15 protein-coding genes, 1 pseudogene and 1 other annotated feature are annotated in these 14766 nt (G+C 42.0%); of the genes and pseudogenes, 10 read left to right on the forward strand and 6 right to left on the reverse strand.

Annotated elements, in window-relative coordinates; translation table 11 throughout:
- Positions 1–640: 640 nt before the first annotated feature.
- Complete coding sequence (locus AC0VYE_RS16715) at positions 641–1669, reverse strand: nitroreductase family protein (RefSeq protein WP_475449281.1); 1029 nt, start codon at positions 1667–1669, stop codon at positions 641–643.
- A 298-nt stretch (positions 1670–1967) separates the two neighbouring features.
- On the opposite strand from AC0VYE_RS16715, the gene AC0VYE_RS16720 reads away from it, so the two are divergent.
- Positions 1968–2459, forward strand: coding sequence for a MarR family transcriptional regulator (locus AC0VYE_RS16720; RefSeq protein ID WP_475449283.1), 492 nt, complete (start codon positions 1968–1970; stop codon positions 2457–2459).
- 14 nt (positions 2460–2473) lie between these two features.
- Here AC0VYE_RS16720 and AC0VYE_RS16725 read toward each other — a convergent pair whose 3' ends face one another.
- The 3 genes from AC0VYE_RS16725 to AC0VYE_RS16735 are packed head-to-tail and all read right to left on the reverse strand — an operon-like array spanning position 2474 to position 3412.
- The gene (locus tag AC0VYE_RS16725; protein ID WP_475449285.1) at positions 2474–2737 is read right to left on the reverse strand and encodes a hypothetical protein; all 264 of its coding nucleotides are present in this window, start codon (positions 2735–2737) and stop codon (positions 2474–2476) included.
- A 9-nt stretch (positions 2738–2746) separates the two neighbouring features.
- Entirely contained in the window at positions 2747–3223 is a 477-nt protein-coding gene (locus AC0VYE_RS16730; protein ID WP_475449600.1) for an IS110 family transposase, read from the reverse strand.
- Positions 3224–3412: a hypothetical protein gene (locus AC0VYE_RS16735; protein ID WP_475449287.1), complete on the reverse strand. Its 189-nt coding sequence runs from the start codon at positions 3410–3412 to the stop codon at positions 3224–3226. It lies immediately after the preceding gene.
- 323 nt (positions 3413–3735) lie between these two features.
- Here AC0VYE_RS16735 and AC0VYE_RS16740 point away from each other — a divergent pair, with 323 nt between their 5' ends.
- Together AC0VYE_RS16740 and AC0VYE_RS16745 are read left to right on the forward strand one after the other, a co-directional pair.
- Complete coding sequence (locus tag AC0VYE_RS16740) at positions 3736–4209, forward strand: DUF2975 domain-containing protein (protein WP_076269355.1); 474 nt, start codon at positions 3736–3738, stop codon at positions 4207–4209.
- Positions 4206–4409, forward strand: a complete 204-nt coding sequence (locus AC0VYE_RS16745; protein WP_076269356.1) for a helix-turn-helix domain-containing protein — start codon at positions 4206–4208, stop codon at positions 4407–4409. The genes AC0VYE_RS16740 and AC0VYE_RS16745 overlap by 4 nt, the downstream gene beginning before the upstream one ends.
- Positions 4410–4995: 586 nt before the next feature.
- On the opposite strand, the pseudogene AC0VYE_RS16750 reads toward AC0VYE_RS16745, so the two are convergent.
- A pseudogene (locus AC0VYE_RS16750) lies at positions 4996–5273 on the reverse strand (IS110 family transposase); the annotation flags it as partial.
- Between the two features lie 104 nt (positions 5274–5377).
- Positions 5378–6028, reverse strand: a complete 651-nt coding sequence (locus AC0VYE_RS16755) for a cysteine hydrolase family protein (protein ID WP_475449289.1) — start codon at positions 6026–6028, stop codon at positions 5378–5380.
- A gap of 398 nt (positions 6029–6426) precedes the next feature.
- On the opposite strand from AC0VYE_RS16755, the gene AC0VYE_RS16760 reads away from it, so the two are divergent.
- From AC0VYE_RS16760 to AC0VYE_RS16790, 7 genes are all read left to right on the forward strand, one after another.
- Complete coding sequence (locus tag AC0VYE_RS16760) at positions 6427–8001, forward strand: multicopper oxidase family protein (RefSeq protein ID WP_475449291.1); 1575 nt, start codon at positions 6427–6429, stop codon at positions 7999–8001.
- Between the two features lie 91 nt (positions 8002–8092).
- On the forward strand, positions 8093–8689 hold the full coding sequence (locus tag AC0VYE_RS16765) for an SDR family NAD(P)-dependent oxidoreductase (protein WP_475449293.1): 597 nt from the start codon (positions 8093–8095) through the stop codon (positions 8687–8689).
- 770 nt (positions 8690–9459) lie between these two features.
- Complete coding sequence (locus AC0VYE_RS16770; RefSeq protein WP_076269362.1) at positions 9460–9903, forward strand: MarR family winged helix-turn-helix transcriptional regulator; 444 nt, start codon at positions 9460–9462, stop codon at positions 9901–9903.
- Between the two features lie 22 nt (positions 9904–9925).
- Entirely contained in the window at positions 9926–11137 is a 1212-nt protein-coding gene (locus AC0VYE_RS16775) for an MFS transporter (RefSeq protein ID WP_475449296.1), read from the forward strand.
- Positions 11138–11203: 66 nt separating this feature from the next.
- On the forward strand, positions 11204–11335 hold the full coding sequence (locus AC0VYE_RS16780; protein WP_256710964.1) for a hypothetical protein: 132 nt from the start codon (positions 11204–11206) through the stop codon (positions 11333–11335).
- A 298-nt stretch (positions 11336–11633) separates the two neighbouring features.
- Complete coding sequence (locus AC0VYE_RS16785) at positions 11634–11831, forward strand: hypothetical protein (protein WP_475449298.1); 198 nt, start codon at positions 11634–11636, stop codon at positions 11829–11831.
- Between the two features lie 578 nt (positions 11832–12409).
- Positions 12410–12653, forward strand: a binding site (T-box leader).
- A 109-nt stretch (positions 12654–12762) separates the two neighbouring features.
- Positions 12763–14643, forward strand: a complete 1881-nt coding sequence (locus AC0VYE_RS16790; protein ID WP_475449300.1) for an alanine--tRNA ligase — start codon at positions 12763–12765, stop codon at positions 14641–14643.
- Positions 14644–14766 lie beyond the last annotated feature (123 nt).

The raw sequence follows: 14766 nt of genomic DNA on the forward strand, positions 1-14766 counted from the left end.
GAGGATGAAGAAGGCTGTGGCTGGGGGATGGAGAATTGGGCATGCGGAAATAAAAGGTGGATAGGAATCACCTATATTGTTCCATAATGCGCACGTCTCCACTTCGCCCTAGTGATTCTCGCTCCCATGTCTCAACGGGTTTTGTCATCCTGCGAATGCATGAGCCGATGAGGATTAATTTTATATGCTTGCGGGAATATCTTGATCGGTTCGTAAGCAGTACTGCTTTTAGCCAAAGCGACTAGCATTCGCGCTACTTTACCACATAACTTCATACTGGATTTGCGACGGAGACGAGGGCGACCCTGCTTGATGATACCCATTTCCGTCACTGACTTCAGTTAAGTTTACTTCTCCACTGGCTTTGATATTGGTGAAGAAGTAACAATAAGCAGCAGAGAAGGCATCGGGAGAATGCCTTTTCTTTTGATTGCCGAACGATGTATTGATAAAAACGAAGTGTCAGCGGTGATTAGTTTTTTATTTTGTAATCGGGAATCAAAACTGAGGTGAATCATTGAAGCTGTGTTCGGCTTGACCAATCTTGAAACCTTTACGTTTCCAACTTGTTTTGTCGGCGGGGGTGCTCACTCGCCCTTCATCGCACTTTAGAGCTTCCTTAAATGAGGTTAATATTTATTCAAAGGCGTATTACATTTAAAGTCGAGGGAGTGGAGGATGAATATGAAATTTGCTCCACTGTCCCAACTTCCAGTACAGCTACAATTCTCTCTTGCAGATCTATCTTAAGAGGTATCGGTAGCCGTCGCTCATATATCCATTCCGGCATGGTGCGACGAACATACCAGCCTTTAGAGTTGGCCAACAATTGAAAGTTCTGAATCAAACAACATGCTGCAGCATAATCCTCCCCTTGCTTGTGCGGGTCAGCTTCTTTTTTTGCCAATACGATAAGTAATGACTGCGAGGTATTCCCATGTGAAGGCGCGAGTTTAGCAACGGCTTCTTCGCCGGTCACATAAATAAAACGCCATGGTTCACGAAGTCCATCATTCGGTGCCCAAACAGCGATGTTTAATGTTTCCAAAATGTCTTGAGAAGATATATATCGATCTTCATTAGTTAAATGCGGTTTTGTATCTGTTGTGAATTCTGTCCAGTTCATTTCCGCGGGTGTCCTTTTTCGGCCTTTAGGTGACCTATCAAAGTATCCAATATTTAAAATACCGGCAAACTTCTCCCCTGTCTTCAGGCCAATTTCATTAAAAAATGACGGATTGTTCAGCAATGGGTCCGTGTACCAGAGCATCCCCAAACCGTTTTCCCAACCAACCAATTGAAGGTTTTGCATAATGCTGCAGACGGCGGCATAATTGTTGTCACGCTGTCGATGATTTTCTGAAGATGCCGCAATAAAAACCAGATGAACCGGCGGCGTATTAAGAACGGATTTGGTGAGAAATCCCGTTAATTTTGACGGGATCAATTTACCAAGCTGACTGTCTATTACTTTGGCAAACATGCTCTCTGCCAGTCGCAAACGCGATTCCATGGAGTCATAATAAATGCAACGCCAATGTTGAGGCGCTTCGGATTTCCATAAACTTGAAGCTTGTTTGAGCAAGGAATTCATCAATTCGAATGGGACGGGCTCTGCTTTAAACTTGCGAATGGTTCGACGTTCTATTATCGTTTTGGCAATATTCACAGTCATACCCCCTCGATCGTAAATGCATAGTCTTCAGTTGGCTGAGTGGATGAATCGGAACGAGTCAAACGCAACACCTTCTTTTTATTATTGTTAACCATGAAACTATAATATAAAACCGGAATGGCTGTCAATATCTCTTTATATTCGGTGTTTCAGGGTTGATCCCTATGAAATGACGTGATAAAATAATTTATAAGTGAACAATAAGGAATAGGGCTTAGACAATCTTATAGCGTTAGCCCGCATATTAAAATCGCTAGGGGCAATTCGCTTTTGTAAAGGGGAAGTTAACATCATGTCTGAGGGGTTAAAGCGAACATTGTACGAACGTTTTCTTCACTTTGTTCATCTAACCGAGCAAATGTTTACAGCAGAGATTAGCGAGTTTACTGGCTTGGCACAGTCACATGGGATTACATCCATTCCGAACAACTTGACAAGCGTACATGTGATTGATTGCATTGGAAACAATGAACCTATTAACAATACGTCGATTGCAGAAAAAATGAATTTGTCCAAAGCCAGCATTTCAAAAATTAGTAATAAGTTACTGCAAGAGGGTTTTATCAAACGAAACCAGATGGTTGATAATAAAAAAGAGGTCTATTTTACCCTTTCACCCAAGGGCAAAAGGATTTATGAATTACATGCGACCATGCATGAATTGATGGAGGATAGATTTATATCGGTTTTAAATGATTTGTCGGAGTCTGAAATCCAGGCCTCCCTGAAATTTTTTCAAGTGATGATTGAAAAACGTGATGATATGTTTAAGGGAGAAGCATAGACATTGAAAAATAGTTAGAATTTAACATCAAATTTTGGATTGGTCGCATTTACAGCATTTACACCGCGAATCTCAAGCAGTTTCTGCGCGTATGGAATGCGCCTCAGAATATGATGAAGCTCATGTTCAATTTGCTCAAGCTGGTGGTGCGCCAAGTCGTATTCTTCGAGTAAATAGGCTAAAAGCTTGTAGGCGTGAAGTGCCTGCGTAGCGCCAACGCTGCGTTTAGACAGCACAATGAGCTGCTCGGCTCGATGAAATCCTGCATGGCGTTTCACATATTTCTTCTAGCCGGCAATGACTTTCTCTGTCGTTAAGCTGCTAATTTCCTTCGGAAGAGGAAACAGCCTTAACGTAGCAATGGCGCTGGTGCAGGTAAGGATTTTAAAGACGTGCCATAGTTCAGGGAAGACAATATCTACCCATCGATGAATCTGATTAACAGCGCTGTTAAGTCGTTTGGTAACCATGTCACGGTTGGCCATGAGAATCCGGAGTTCCTCATAGGCTTCTGGGTTGAACCTGACAGGGGAATAGTAACAATTTTTGACCATATCTGCGATGACGAGTGCGTCTTTGTGGTCGCTTTTGGAAGGGGTATTGTCGCGGTTTTCCTTGTTCTTTTTGACGAGGTGGGGATTTACGAGAACAGCCTCAATTCCTTTTGATGAAAGCCAGCGAGCCAGGCTGAACCAGTAGTGGCCGGTAGGGTCCGTACCGACGATAACTTTGCTCAGCTTGAATGATTTGAGCAGATCTTGTATTCATAGGCCGAACGCCCCAAACCCATCATCATGACTGTCGAATTCTAGCGATGACCCCAGAGAAACACCACGATAGCTGACTGCACGAGCGACATGATTCTCCTGGGCAATATCTACTCCGACAATAAGATGGAATGAGGAAATGTTTTCAATGCGTTGATTTTGTTTATCCTGTGATTTAAACTTCACAGTAGAGCGACCTCCTGATGGTGAGATTAAAGGGCTGTAGACCCGTTTCCAACTCCCATATTACAGAGGCGCTCTTTTTCATGCAAAGTCCAAAATATTCGTTTTACAGGAATTCTAAAGGCAGGATAGTTTAAACATTTTCGCGATTAACTTCAAGTAGTGGGTTCATAAATATGTCCGTATCTCGGCTCAAATTTGAAGGAGGAACAAATAAGCCGTAGGGCTTATTTTTTTTATAACTTGTTGGGTTTAACGAAGGAAACAATGTATTTTTATTGTAAAACGATAAATAAAGTGATAAAATCAAAAATGAGGTGAAATAGATGAAAAAAGAGACGCTCTTTTTAAAAATTGTTCTGGTTGTTATGGCAATTCCTGCATTAGTGATGTGTTTTTATGGAATCCCAGCGATGGCGCATAGTATGATGCCGGATTTCCCGGATATTAAAGTTTATCTTTCCGCTTTGGCTGCGTATGTGGCTTCTATTGCGTATTTATTTACTCTACTTCAGGCATTAAAGCTTCTCAGGTACATTGATACAAATACTGCTTTTTCGCAAACCTCTGTTTTAGCACTTAAGAAAATAAAGCAAGCGGCGGTTGTTGTATCACTCATGTTTGCATGTAATCTCCCGCTTTTCTACTTTGTAGCTGACGGCGCCGATGCACCAGGCGTCATGGTCATCGGGCTAATTATAACCTGTGCGCCAGTCGTAATCGCAGTATTTGCCGCAGTTCTTGAGAAATTGCTCAAAAACGCGATCGAGCTCAAAGAAGAACAGGAGTTGACCGTATGATAGTGGTTAACATTGACGTCATGCTTGCAAAGCGGAAAATGAGCGTTACTGAGCTATCCGAGAAAGTCGGCATTACAATGGCGAACCTGTCGATACTTAAAAATGGAAAAGCGAAAGCCATTCGAATCTCAACACTCGAAGCGATCTGCAAAGCACTCGCTTGCCAGCCTGGAGATATTCTCGAGTATCGGCAGGATTGAATAAAATAAAAAAACCGCCGTATATTGCGGATGTAAGTAATGATGAAGAGTTCGAAGTTATATCAATCCTAACGACTACATACACTTCGCCTTTGAGGCTAACGGCAATATGACACTATTCCATAAGAATAACTCATCAATAATAATGCTTGCTCATAACCATTGTTTAATTGGGTGACAAGAACATAGTAACATTGCAAGCCGCATAAATTGCGGCTTTTTTATTTTATGATATCAAGTTCTTGCCAAAATGATATGAAATGAACGTGATAACATTTCTGATGAGTGACAAGAACTTTGTAACAATCCCTATAAGATCTTTCAATTGGACAGCTGCAGATAACAAAATCAGCGACAGTGTTTATTAAACTAACTGGCAGTATGGATTAACCAACTGTAGGGTGAATGTTCAATATCTATAGTAATAAAAATGAATAACAAAAGGAGAATACATAATGGATAAATATGGAATTATAGCATTCTAAAAAAGGATTGGGAAAATGGTTTAGTTTCTTATGAAATTTATTATGAGAATGACATACCTGAGTCATAGATTTGGGATAAAAATGTACTTAGCGGTGATTCATCTCAAATTAAGTTTCTTGGCTTCAATTAGATTAACGGATTAATGACGATGTACAGATACTGATGCTCATCCAGAAACTGAACAACAGGGCTATGATAATGGCCTGTTGCCTCCATTACAATGCAAGGGCTCATTTCCACTGCTATAACATAATTAAGAAAAGATGATAATCCCTCTAGATCATGATTAAATCTAAAGATTTTCCCATGAGGTACTCCACGGTCTAAAAAAGCTTGTTCATGACTCGCCCATATAAAAAGGAGGTCGACCAGAAAGATCCGGTGACCTCATAATACGAACGGGGCAGATCAGCGTGGAATAACGATTGAGTGTTAACTTCTTGGAGCCATAGCATAGGCAATCCAATGAGGGGGAATAGGCTTTACTGGATGACTCCGAGTTCTCCGTCCTCGGATGGTAGGTTTGGATGACTAAAATGTATCAGATTTATTTTTGTTAAAGTGGCCCGGTTTCGGGTTCCAGGGCTATTTAACATATGCCAAGCGGTATACTGTTCAGCATAAGGATTGAGAGCTGACATTCCATCAACTGGAATAATGACATTGTATCCCCGGAATGCAGCGCTAGTGGCTGTATGAAGGACTGCGCCATTAGCGGCATAACCGGTAATCAGAATGGTTTTAATGTCATGCTCATGCAATATTTGTTCTAAATCAGTTTTGTAGAACTTATCAACGTTTGATTTCACAACAGGATCACTTGGCAAGGGAGCTATTTGCGCGGCAATATCCGAGAGGCTTCCCGTTCGTGTAAGGCTATAGACGACAAGCATGCCGCAATCACGACTTCTCTCCAATAGTTGATTAATTTTAGAGATGGAGGCAATACAACGAGGATTATTGCATATAGAGGTCTCCATATCCAAAACTAGGAGTGCACTTGTTTTGGGGTCCACTGAAACGGATTGTAGCTGAGGAGGAGGAGGAGCAGGAACAGCGTTCCATTCATCTATGATGGTTGAATCCTTTCTTCCAGCGTAATAGTTCACATGAAGCCAGTGACTACGTGGCATGCAGTATTCACGCCAAACACCGTACTGGGGACAAAAATAGATCATCCTAATCCACCTCTGGGCTGCATATTTGGTATTAGATTATGTACGCAGATAGGAAAAGGTGAGGCGGGAACCGTTTTAAGAGTAGTCATGCCCATTCCCCAATAATCATTGAATGTAGACGTGTACAGATCAAAAAGGTCTTCCTTAAATCTCACCAATAGCTGTTGGTGGGCAAGAACATATATCGTATGCGGAGTTTGTACAATACATTATTGCCTATAGCTCGGTCTGCATCTATAAAATCATTAATTGGTTTGGAATAGATTAAGAAAAAATCCACTATTAAACATAGTGGGACATCTGTCGTTCATACGCTTTCTTATGGTATTAACCGTGAGGAGGTCTCCACTCGTATGCCCATAAAAGTAAAACTTCAAAAATACGTCGATAGTCTGCCGATTCCCAAAACCATTTTCCCGATAAAACGAGACAATAAAGGTTCGTATTATGAAGTGACCATGAGGGAATTTACCCAAAAACTACACCGTGATCTTGGGCCTACCCGTTTATGGGGTTACAACGGAATGTACCCGGGTCCTACTTTCGACGTGATAAAGGATGAAACGACATATGTCAAATGGGTGAATGATCTGCCTAAAAAGCATTTTCTCCCCATCGATACAACCATTCATGGTGCAGAAAAAACACTTCCACAGGTTCGGACAGTGGTTCATTTACACGGCGGAAAACAGCATGACCATAGCGATGGGTACCCTGATGCTTGGTTTACGAGAAATTTTGAACAAACTGGACCTAAGTTTCAAAGAAAAGTATGCGAGTATCCCAACCTTGAAGCCACTACATTATTTTATCATGACCACACCATGGGTATTACGAGATTGAACAATTATGCGGGACTTGGAGGCTTTTTTATCATTCGTGATGAGCATGAACAATCCCTGAATCTGCCGGTGGGAAAATATGAAATCCCTCTTATGATTCAGGATCGCTCGTTTAACCCGGATGGTTCGCTCATGTACCCTGCTACTCCCGATAATAACAATCAACGTCTTCCTTATCCTTCAATTGTCACACCTTTTGACGCAGATTACATTTTGGTAAACGGCAAAGTATCCCCCTATCTTGAAGTAGAACCGCGAAAATACCGATTTCGGATGTTAAATTACTGTAATAGTCGAGCTATTACATTCAAACTGGACTCTGGACAGCCATTTTATCAAATTGGAACAGATCGCGGCTTACTGGAGAAACCAGTGAAAATGAATGAGATCCTCCTTCTAACGACCGAACGTGCGGATGTGATCGTTGATTTTTCTCGATCCTTTGGCAAGACGATTATTCTTAAAAATGTCTTCAAGGGTGCCTCGCCCGAAACAACCGATGTCATGCAGTTTAAAGTAACCACTCCGTTAAAAGGCAAAGATGCCAGCTCCCTTCCTGATCAATTAACGAAAATTGATTTCCTTTCTAGAGAGATGTCAACAAGAACAAGAAATCTCACACTCGAAAGGGTGGAGGATGAATATGGTAGATCGCTGAATTTACTTGATGGTAAAAGGTGGAATGATCCTATATCCGAGAAAATGGACTTAGGGACTATTGAGATATGGCGATTAATCAATTTGTCAAAGGATGACCACCCCATTCATCTACATGTTGTTGACATGCAAATTCTTGAGCGCCAGCCTTTTAACGTTGCTCATTTTCATGCCACTAGAGAACTTAAGTTTACAGGGCCAGCAGTTCCTCCTGAACCTAACGAAAGAGGATTTAAAGATACGATTCGTGCTCCCAATGGTTACGTTACCTCTTTTATTGCGAGATTTGCTCCTTTTACTGGAACTTTTGTATGTCATTGTCACATGCTCGAACATGAAGATTACGAGATGATGCGACCATTTGAAATCCTAAAGAAAAAAAATAGACTTAAAAATATACTAATGAGAATGATTAACGGGAAACGATAGCACCATGACACAGGAGGAGGGCAACAAATATGGGCTTTCACGGAGGCTTGGAGGTTTTGAGGACAAAGGTTTTGGATGGAGGTTACAAACTATGCAATCACCATATCCTGTATATCCCTTTTTTGGTTATCAAACCAAGTTAGTACAGAAACCTATAGCATTTCCACCACAGCACCAGGATGAAGTTCCTGGTCTGGAGTATCTCATGGTGCCGCGTCCAATTTTTGATTACCCTGGGTATGTCGGTAGCTGCAAGCTAAAAGGAAAGGTTGCGATCATTACTGGAGGCGATAGCGGATTTGGACTTGCAATTGCAGCTGCTTATGCTAAAGAAGGAGCCGACTTGGTTATTGTATATTTGAATGAACATATTGACGCGGAAGAAACCAAAAAGTATGTTGAGCAATTCGGCGCTCGCTGTCTGCTTTTGGCCCGAGATCTTCGCGATCCAGCTAGTTCGCCAGATATAATAGCTGAAACGCTCCGTCATTATAATAGACTGGACATCGTAATCAATAACGCTGCAGTTCAGCCTTTTACAAGAAGTATTATGGACATTTCCAATGAACAACTCGAAAACACTTTTCGTACCAATATCCATGTACGTCACAGGTCAAGTGATTCATGTAAATGGAGGATTGATCCGTTACTCATAATTTTATGCAACATTAAAGCGTGGAGGAGATGAAAAAAATTCAACAAAATCGGGGGATTTTGTTCATAGGTTTATCGGAAGAGACTTTAAGTATGTATGAAGAAAAGGCGTGTGAGATCCCCACTCGAAGCCTTTTCTTGTTGGATAAAGGAATTACCATACAAAAAGTGAGAATCCGGCATATCCTCCGACGGCGAACCTGGCGTGAACGGGTCGGGCACACGGCAGGGAAGGACCAACTAGTCTGTCCAAAATGTGAATGTGACTATGAATACAAGGGGGAGGTCTGTCTACAGGAGAGGAAATTGCGGGTGAAGTATGCCGTAGCCGGATAACCCACGTTTGTCTAGAAAGGATGATTCGTTATCTCACCGGTGTCTAAGAACCGCAAACCAGCCAAAACGAATAAAAAGAACCCACTCACAAACGGGCAGATAAATACATATGCCTCAACTGCAACGGAGAAGAACGCATTCCCCTTCAGATGGTACGGGACTTTGACCGTATGGACGGAGGGGATCCCCTTCCTTTTGCCCCTCAATTCTCATGCGAGGATTGTGGAGGAGAGATGTACCCGGAGTATTAGAAAGGAATTAAAGGATATGTGTACAACATTTCCGATGTGCGCAGAACCTAAAGGACCGTCAGGGAGATCTACCCTGACGGTTTTTGTTAATTATCGGAAAGGTTAAAGCTTCGTCCTGTCGCCGATAAGGAGGGTGTTAGCCGCTTCTTCTTTTGTTGACAAAAACAGTTGTTCTGTATATAGTTGTTTAAACAACTAATTAAGAAGGAGGATGGTTATGACGGCAAATGAAAATGTGCTTGAACGATCGCTTGGTGCTTTGATGGGCATCACGTACCGTAAGATGACGAATGTCCTTCAGACCCGCCTTAAGGATTATGAGATTACAACGGAGCAGTGGTCGGTGCTGTTCCAGGTCGATCAGACAGAGGGTTTGATCCAGAAGGAAATTGCCGAGTTGGCGGGTAAGGATAAGCCGACGACGACCCGGATTCTCGACCATTTGGAAGAAAAGGGGCTGATCTGCCGCAAGATGGCGGAGAACGACAGACGTTCCTTTCAAGTACACAGCACAGAGAAAGGCGCTTCGCTGATCATGGAGACCCTCCCGGTTGAAATGCAGGTAAACCAGGAAATCAAACAATGCATGACGGTTGAGGAGCATGAAATGATCATGAAGCTTCTTCTGCGGATTAATCATCATGTGAGCCAATTATCATAATGTCCGGAAGGAGCATAAAAATATGCAGTCCCAAGAAAGTAGTTCCAGGCTTTGGACCAAACAGTTTCTGATTCTGACCCTTAGCACCCTGCTGTTGTTTTTGAATTTGCAGATGCTGCTTGCGGCTTTCCCGGCCTATGTGAAATCCGCTTTTCAGGCTGACGATTTGACCGTAAGTCTAATCATTAGCGTGTTCGCTGGTTCAACAATTATTACCCGGTTATTAACCGCCCAACTTATGCGTAAAGTGCGTCGCAATGTGATTTTGTATGCGGGACTTGCTGCCGCATGTCTGTTCACCGTAATGTCTGTTGCCGCGGGTTCAGTCGGTATGCTGCTTGTCATGCGGGTTGGTTTTGGGATCGGGTTCGGAATGGCGAGTACGATTATTCCAACGCTGGTATCTCAAATTATTCCAGGCAAAAGGATGGGGGAAGGCATCGGTTATTTCGGCCTTTCAACCAGTCTGGCTATGTCTGTTGGACCGATTATCGGATTAAGCGTGATGAAGCATGCAGGATTCACGACACTTGCTATGCTTGGCACGGCGACCATCCTGCTTATTTTTCCCATTCTGCTGCTATCGCGGGCGATTCCGCCTGATACCAGCAAGAAAACAGCGCCTGCAGCAGGCTCCGCTTCCAAGCAATTATTCCATGCCAAATTATTAATCCCCGGACTGCTTAATGTTATATTGGCTGTGACCTATGGCGGTCTGCTCAGCTTTATCGCCTTGTTCGGGGAATCTGTTCATTTGGAGCAGGTCGGCCTGTTCTTTTTGTTCAATGCGATTGCAGTGATCATTATCCGGCCCGTTTCAGGCAAATTATTCGATCGTTTCGGACATGCTGCTGTTCTCATCCCTGCCGCGATCAGCGTTGTGTCTGCGTTAATGGTTCTATCCTACACAACAACGATGCCGATGCTGATTTTGTCCGCCCTGTTATATGGACTCGGCTTTGGGTCCATTCAGCCCACGCTGCAGGCATGGATGCTTCGTTCCGGCACGCCGCAGCAGTACGGCATGGCCAACAGCATGTTCTATAATACGACTGATCTGGGTATAGCGGTCGGAGCCTTGATTTTGGGTGCCGTTTCATCCATGTCCGATTATGCTTTCATGTACCGGATCTCGGCCGGATTCATGGTCCTGTTTCTGATACTTTATATAGTTGTTCGGTTGTTATCAGCGGTCAGATACAAATTCAAACAAAGCGCCGGGCAAACAACATAACTTCCTGCAGGGACGGTAAATCGCATATAATAGATGATTTACCAGGGAAAGAAAAGTGGACTGTTCATGAATACGCTAGAGCAGCCGCAGAAAATAATCAGACGCCATGTCATCAACATGCTGGAGACCGTGAATGTTCAGACTAGGGAGCGCATGGTATTATTCCTATTCGACGATCTGATTGAAGCGCCCAACTGAACCCGCGACGGCAAGACGATCATTTATTACAGTTTGGGAAGAATATTTGCTCTTGATATCGCTTCTCGTACAAGAACTGTCATCGAGTCGGGTATGCCACACAGTGAAACAACGATCATGTTCTTTCACCTGATAATTCCCATCTTGCAGTGAGTTAGCATACACAGGAGGACGGCAAGTCCCGTATCTATGTATTTCCTCTGTAAGGGGGAGATCCTATTCTTCTAACAGCCTTGCCCCAGTTATTTGCACGGCTGGTCCCCGGACGGAATAACCCTTTCCTACTGCGCCGAACGCTATGGACAGTATGCGCAAAGTAGATGTCGTGCCGGACGACCATCCGGCAAATAAAGACGTGGAAATCAGGTTGATGCCAAGCGGCGGTGAAACAAAAACGCTTGTCCGGTTATTCGGCGGTCAAGGAACGCTGATTGTAAATTCATGGTCGCCGGACAGCAGCCAGCTGGCTTTTGTAAGTTATCGCTTCAAGGACTGATGCCATACAATAAACGGACCCAAAGACGATCCCCCCGGATTTTCGGCGGGGCCGTTTTTTTGGAACTAGCCGTCAAGGACGCCATAAGGCGTTTTTCTTATTTTGCGGATATATGTTCTTGTCCAAAGCGAAAGACAAGAACATATATCCGCAGCCGTATTAGGACAAGAACATTTAATCATAGCCGATTTTTTTGGCCAACAGCCACAGCACACTTGCGTAGTACGATCGTACGTATATTATTGGAAAAATTAACAAACAATAAATAGGCCAAGCGTTACAGAAAAGATGTAAATATGGAGGAATAAGAAAATGGATGATATTCGTGAAATTCCACAGCCAGGAAAAGCAGATCAGACCAAAGAATTTCCTGTAAATACAGTGAATCAAACGAATTCAACCACGAACGCAATCATGTAACTAAAGCGCAAAAATAAATGGCATCTCAAGAGCCTTTGTTGCGAAGCAACCGAATTGCCAAAGCTGATGGTAGAATCGACAGACTTATACCTTATACAAAATAGTGGAATTAATTGACAGAGCAAGTTGAGTGTGATAGCATTGTTTTAATTTAAAACGAAAAGGCTATGATGAGAAATAGTAGCTATTAGGGATCTCACAGAGAGAAGATGGTTGGTGCGAATCTTCATTGATCTAATAGTGAAGCAGTCTCGGAGCTGTGAACCGAACAGAGGAATCTTAGTAGGCTTCAACGGAGTTCCACCGTTATTCAGGAAACAATATCGGAGATATCCCGTATTGATAGAGTGCAGAGAAATCTGAAATTAGGTGGTAACACGGACATAATAGTTCGCCCTAAGTTGACAAGAAATATGTCAGCTTAGGGCTTTTTTTGTTTTATTTCTTCTCGTTTGAATATTTGCATAATAATTTATGGGAATAACTAACAATTGAAATGGAGGTATTGAGCATGATGAAAATGACACCAGATGAGTTAAGAAAATCATATATTGATTTTATGAAAGGAATAGGGGCTAGCCAAGTGCCTTCTTCTAGCTTGTTACCAGAAAATGATCCCTCAACGTTGTTTACAGGAAGTGGAATGCAACCTATGGTTCCATATTTATTAGGGGAAAAGCATCCGATAGGTAATGATATTGCTAATATTCAGAAGTGTTTAAGGACAGTGGATATTGATGAAGTAGGAGATACGTCGCATCTGACATTTTTTGAAATGATAGGTCGATGGGAGTTTAAAGCAAATGAAAATAACTATAAGAAAAAGCAAATCGATGCCATTTGGAATTGGCATATAATCGAATTAGGAATTGATCCTGGCAGGCTGTATATCAGTGCTTTTATAGGAAGTGATGATTTGAATATACAGAAAGATACGGAAGCCATTCAAATCTGGTCAGAAAAATTTAAATCAGTTGGTATAGAACCTATCATTGAAGATGATCCCTATCAATATGGGGCATCTAGAGGTGGGAAAATATTCTTATACGATGAAAAAGAAAATTGGTGGAGTCGAGCTGGAAGTCCATTGGATATGCCTGTTGGCGAACCGGGAGGGCCTGATAGTGAAATGTTCTATGATCTTGAACCGGGCGGTAATTCACTGGATCATCCTGCTTCTGTAAGCGAGAGGTTTTTAGAAATTGGGAACAACGTATTTATGTGTTACAAAAAAGAAGACACAGGATTTGTAAAAATGCAAAATCCCAATATCGATTATGGAGGCGGATTAGAAAGGGTTGCAACAGCCCTTAATGGTGACAAGGATATTTATAATACGGATTTTTTCCTTAATCCCAAGAAAAAATTGATGGAGTTAAGTGGTAAACAATATACTGACGATTTAAAGTCATTTAGAATCATACTTGATCATGTGAGAGCGGCTACTTTTCTAATTAATGATGGTGCTGAGCCAGCGAATAGTGATGCAGGGTATATAACAAGAAGGTTATTAAGAAGGGCGATTCGTGCAGGTAAAAAAATAGGTATACAAGGAAGTTTTGTGGGTGAGTTGTCTGAAGTTTATATAGATGAAGCAACAGTTTATGAAGATTTGATCGGTAAAAAAGAGAAAGTTATCGAAATAGTAAATAAGGAAGAAAATCTTTTCTATAGAACTTTACAGCAAGGAGAATTTGAAATACAAAAACATCTTAAGAATAAGGGTAAAGTTACAGGTGCAGATGCCTTTTATTTTTACGAAACATATGGGTTTCCCTTGGAGTTGACGGAAGAGTTTCTAACTGAAAGTGGATATAGTATGGAGGACAAGGAGTCTTATATAGAGGCGGCAAAGAAACATGCTGAAAAGAGCAGAACTGCTTCTGCGGGTAAATTTAAAGGTGGATTAGCTGAACATTCAACAGAAACTACAGCCCTGCACACGGTATCTCATTTATTACTTGCTGGTTTAAGGGAAGTTTTAGGCGATCATGTTCATCAACAAGGAAGTAATATTACTTCAGAACGATTACGGTTTGACTTCAACCATGATGAAAAACTTACGCCAGAGCAAATAGCTGAGGTGGAAAAGTATGTGAATGATGCGATTTCATCAAAAGCAGTCACCATTATTTCAGAGCTGCCTAAAATTGAAGCGAAAGAAAGTAATGTTGAAGGGAATTTTTGGGATAAATATCCGGATATCGTTAAGGTGTATACAATCAAAGATAACGAAGGGAAAGTTTGGAGTCGAGAAGTATGTGGAGGACCTCATGTAGAAGATACAACAAACTTAGGAAAGTTTAGTATTAAAAAAGAACAATCTTCTGCTGCTGGAGTTAGAAGGATTAAAGGAGTAATTGATAAATATTTCAAAAACGCGGAACAATAGCTGATGTTTTAGGATTGCCATTTGTAACAACGCTATGAGTTGCCGGGAATCCAGGATAAATGATAAATCCCGCAATCGAAGAGGGTTTGACATCGCTTGGCCTTTCCGTTGGCGGTACCGGAG

It is taken from the genome of Pristimantibacillus sp. Z349TD_6, from assembly GCF_056173205.1.

Coding starts and splice junctions, on each gene's coding strand:
- AC0VYE_RS16720 (WP_475449283.1), top strand. CDS start 1,968: ATGTCTGAGGGGTTAAAGCGAACATTGTACGAACGTTTTCTTCACTTT.
- AC0VYE_RS16740 (WP_076269355.1), top strand. CDS start 3,736: ATGAAAAAAGAGACGCTCTTTTTAAAAATTGTTCTGGTTGTTATGGCA.
- AC0VYE_RS16745 (WP_076269356.1), top strand. CDS start 4,206: ATGATAGTGGTTAACATTGACGTCATGCTTGCAAAGCGGAAAATGAGC.
- AC0VYE_RS16755 (WP_475449289.1), bottom strand. CDS start 6,028: ATGCCACGTAGTCACTGGCTTCATGTGAACTATTACGCTGGAAGAAAG.
- AC0VYE_RS16760 (WP_475449291.1), top strand. CDS start 6,427: ATGCCCATAAAAGTAAAACTTCAAAAATACGTCGATAGTCTGCCGATT.
- AC0VYE_RS16765 (WP_475449293.1), top strand. CDS start 8,093: ATGCAATCACCATATCCTGTATATCCCTTTTTTGGTTATCAAACCAAG.
- AC0VYE_RS16770 (WP_076269362.1), top strand. CDS start 9,460: ATGACGGCAAATGAAAATGTGCTTGAACGATCGCTTGGTGCTTTGATG.
- AC0VYE_RS16775 (WP_475449296.1), top strand. CDS start 9,926: ATGCAGTCCCAAGAAAGTAGTTCCAGGCTTTGGACCAAACAGTTTCTG.
- AC0VYE_RS16780 (WP_256710964.1), top strand. CDS start 11,204: ATGAATACGCTAGAGCAGCCGCAGAAAATAATCAGACGCCATGTCATC.
- AC0VYE_RS16785 (WP_475449298.1), top strand. CDS start 11,634: ATGGACAGTATGCGCAAAGTAGATGTCGTGCCGGACGACCATCCGGCA.
- AC0VYE_RS16790 (WP_475449300.1), top strand. CDS start 12,763: ATGATGAAAATGACACCAGATGAGTTAAGAAAATCATATATTGATTTT.